This window comes from Ideonella sp. B508-1 (assembly GCF_000333615.1).
In the GTDB taxonomy this organism is placed as follows: Bacteria; Pseudomonadota; Gammaproteobacteria; order Burkholderiales; family Burkholderiaceae_C; genus Ideonella.
The window spans coordinates 1-1,848 of record NZ_BADL01000305.1; the positions used below are offsets into that span (position 1 = coordinate 1).

The following is a 1,848-nucleotide window of genomic DNA, read 5'->3' on the forward strand; positions in this document are numbered from 1 at the left end:
CCGGCGGGCGGTGTAAGGTGTAAACGTGCGCAACACGTCCCGGGTCCCGGGTGATCGCAGCCTGGCACGCCGCTGTCACGATCACCGGGCGGGGTTCCTCCGGCCATGTACCTCCGTCCCTCCTTCCCTGACACCGACCCCTGCCCCGAACCCCACGATGCCGCCTGGGCGTTCAGCGAACCGGCCCAGACGCTCGTCTACACCTCTTCTCGGGTGCTGATCGAACGGCACCCCGTGCTGCTGGTGGTGCGCAGCAGAGACGGCGATTGGCAGTTCCTGCACGGTCCGGTCGACGAGGATGACCGCTGCCGCATCTTCACGCTGGGGCGGGCCGTGGCCCGCGACCCCTCCCTGCAGCTGCTGGCCGACCTTCCCAAGGGCTGGCGCGCCTACCGCAGCGTGCCCGACGGCCTCTGGTTCCGCGAGCCCGCCGATCTGCCGCTGCCCGAGCCGGCCCGCCGCCGCGACAACCCGCGGGGCTGGACCCACTGGCTCTCGACTTCCAGCCTGCCCAGCCCCTGGCTCTGGAAGTGAGCCCCGGCTTTTCGTAAGCGCCTGTTTCACCCACCCACCGACCAGCGGTGCCCGGCGAAGCCGACGGGCACAATGGTGCGCAAAGACCAGGGAGCACCACAAGAATGGAATTGGAAGAGCTGCTGGCCCCGATCTCCGGGGCCGCGCCCGGGGGCGTGGACATGTCCCTCTCGCCGGAGGTCGACGCCATCCAGGAACTGCGTCGGGAAGACGACCCCACGCTCGACCAGGGTGAATGGGTGGCCCACCTCAAGGTGGCCGACTGGCCCGGGGTGGCCCGTGCCTGCGAACAGCTGCTGCGCCAGCGGAGCAAGGACCTGCGGGTGGCCGGCTGGTACGCCGAGGCCCTGGCACACACCCAGGGTTTCGAGGGTCTGGCCCGGGGCGTGGACCTGTGCGCCAGCCTGATCGAACGCTTCTGGAGCGATCTCCACCCCCTCATCGAGGACGGCGATCTGGAACCCCGTGTGGGCAACCTGCGCTGGCTGAACGTCAAGGTGGAGGAGTTGGCCCGACGCATTCCCCTGCTGCCCCGCGCGGCGCTGGGCGGTCGTCCGGTGAGCCTGCTGGATGTGGAGGCCGCCCGAGCCCGACGTCTGGCCGGCGAGCCCGAGCCGGCCTCCGGCCTGAACGCCGCCGAGGCCCCCGTCGGGCTGGATGCCCTCATCCGGGGGCTGGCACAGGTCGGGCTGCGGGCCCACGAGGCCCAGGCGGGGGCCGTGTCTGCCGCCCTGACCGCCTGGGAGCGTCTGGCCGCCCTGGCCGACCAGGCGCTGGGCCAAGAGGCCCCCTCTTTCGCGGACGCGCGGCGTGCGCTGGACGCGGCACAGGATGCCCTGATGCGGCTGGCCCGCGATGCCGGCCTGACAACTTCAGCCGCACAGGCCGGTGAACCGGTGGCCACCGGCCCCGCGGGGCAGACCCTGGCCATCCCGACGACCGGCTCCCTGGGGGCCCCACCCGCGGCATTGCCAGGCCCGATCCAGTCACGGGCCCAAGCCCTGGAGCAGTTGCGCCAGGTGGCAGAGTACTTCCGTGTCACCGAACCCCACAGCCCGGTGGCCTACCTGGCCGACAAGGCGGCGCGCTGGGGCACCATGCCGCTGCACGACTGGCTGCGCACCGTGCTGAAGGACCCCGGCGCCCTGGCCCATGTCGAGGAGTTGCTGGGCGTGGAGCGCCGGGAAGAGCCGGGTTACTGAATGGCCGGGGCGGTCCGACGGACCGCCCTTCAGGCCAGCACGCGAAACTCGATGCGGCGGTTGCGGGCCCGCCCCTGGGGGCTCAGGTTGTCCGCCAGCGGGGCGGTCGGGA

2 protein-coding genes are annotated in these 1,848 nt (G+C 72.1%); both read left to right on the forward strand.

What is annotated here, in order from left to right:
* The first annotated feature begins 105 nt into the window (after positions 1-105).
* Positions 106-534 (forward strand): hypothetical protein, encoded by a 429-nt coding sequence (locus tag I73_RS33515; RefSeq protein WP_022981014.1) that lies wholly within the window; start codon positions 106-108, stop codon positions 532-534.
* Between the two features lie 104 nt (positions 535-638).
* Positions 639-1,736 carry a type VI secretion system protein TssA gene (tssA, locus tag I73_RS27785; protein ID WP_022981015.1) on the forward strand — a complete coding sequence of 366 codons (1,098 nt, stop codon included), beginning with the start codon at positions 639-641 and terminating at the stop codon, positions 1,734-1,736.
* The last annotated feature ends 112 nt before the right edge of the window (positions 1,737-1,848 follow it).